The sequence below is a fragment of the Streptomyces sp. NPDC104202 genome (genome assembly GCF_055584185.1).
Window position 1 is genome coordinate 1 of the sequence record NZ_JBVJMN010000121.1, and the last position, 1,879, is coordinate 1,879.

The following is a 1,879-nucleotide window of genomic DNA, read 5'->3' on the forward strand; positions in this document are numbered from 1 at the left end:
TTGCTTCAGAACTAACACAGTGGACGCGAGCAACTGAGGACAAGCCCTCGGCCTATTAGTACCGGTCAGCTCCACCCATTACTGGGCTTCCACATCCGGCCTATCAACCCAGTCGTCTACTGGGAGCCTTACCCTCTCAAGGAGGTGGGAATACTCATCTTGAAGCAGGCTTCCCGCTTAGATGCTTTCAGCGGTTATCCCTCCCGAACGTAGCCAACCAGCCATGCCCTTGGCAGGACAACTGGCACACCAGAGGTTCGTCCGTCCCGGTCCTCTCGTACTAGGGACAGCCCTTCTCAATATTCCTACGCGCACAGCGGATAGGGACCGAACTGTCTCACGACGTTCTAAACCCAGCTCGCGTACCGCTTTAATGGGCGAACAGCCCAACCCTTGGGACCGACTCCAGCCCCAGGATGCGACGAGCCGACATCGAGGTGCCAAACCATCCCGTCGATATGGACTCTTGGGGAAGATCAGCCTGTTATCCCCGGGGTACCTTTTATCCGTTGAGCGACGGCGCTTCCACAAGCCACCGCCGGATCACTAGTCCCGACTTTCGTCCCTGCTCGACCCGTCGGTCTCACAGTCAAGCTCCCTTGTGCACTTACACTCAACACCTGATTGCCAACCAGGCTGAGGGAACCTTTGGGCGCCTCCGTTACCCTTTGGGAGGCAACCGCCCCAGTTAAACTACCCATCAGACACTGTCCCTGATCCGGATCACGGACCGAGGTTAGACATCCAGCACGACCAGAGTGGTATTTCAACGGCGACTCCACCATGACTGGCGTCACGGCTTCAAAGTCTCCCACCTATCCTACACAAGCCGAACCGAACACCAATATCAAACTGTAGTAAAGGTCCCGGGGTCTTTCCGTCCTGCTGCGCGAAACGAGCATCTTTACTCGTAGTGCAATTTCACCGGGCCTATGGTTGAGACAGTCGAGAAGTCGTTACGCCATTCGTGCAGGTCGGAACTTACCCGACAAGGAATTTCGCTACCTTAGGATGGTTATAGTTACCACCGCCGTTTACTGGCGCTTAAGTTCTCAGCTTCGCCAAGACGAATCTTGACTAACCGGTCCCCTTAACGTTCCAGCACCGGGCAGGCGTCAGTCCGTATACATCGCCTTACGGCTTCGCACGGACCTGTGTTTTTAGTAAACAGTCGCTTCTCGCTGGTCTCTGCGGCCACCCCCAGCTCACGGAGTAAATCCGATCACCAGTGATGGCCCCCCTTCTCCCGAAGTTACGGGGGCATTTTGCCGAGTTCCTTAACCATAGTTCACCCGAACGCCTCGGTATTCTCTACCTGACCACCTGAGTCGGTTTAGGGTACGGGCCGCCATGAAACTCGCTAGAGGCTTTTCTCGACAGCATAGGATCATCCACTTCACCACAATCGGCTCGGCATCAGGTCTCAGCCTCAATGTGTGACGGATTTGCCTATCACACGGCCTACACCCTTACCCCGGGACTACCACCGCCCGGGCTGGACTACCTTCCTGCGTCACCCCATCGCTTACCTACTACCACCTTGGGTCGACGGCTCCACCACTTTCCTTTCCCCGAAGGGTCCGGAACGGCTTCACGGCCTTAGCATTAATGGGCTCGATATTGGGCGTTTCAAAGCGGGTACCGGAATATCAACCGGTTGTCCATCGACTACGCCTGTCGGCCTCGCCTTAGGTCCCGACTTACCCTGGGCAGATCAGCTTGACCCAGGAACCCTTAGTCAATCGGCGCACACGTTTCTCACGTGTGTATCGCTACTCATGCCTGCATTCTCACTCGTGAACCGTCCACAACTCGCTTCCGCGGCTGCTTCACCCGGCACACGACGCTCCCCTACCCATCACAGCACCCGTTGGGGCTT

Annotated in this window: 1 rRNA gene (cut by a window edge); it reads right to left on the reverse strand. The window is 56.5% G+C overall.

Going from position 1 to position 1,879, the window contains the following annotated elements:
• Positions 1-35: 35 nt before the first annotated feature.
• A 23S ribosomal RNA gene (locus ACZ60W_RS36990) occupies positions 36-1,879 on the reverse strand (it continues 1,371 nt past the right edge of the window).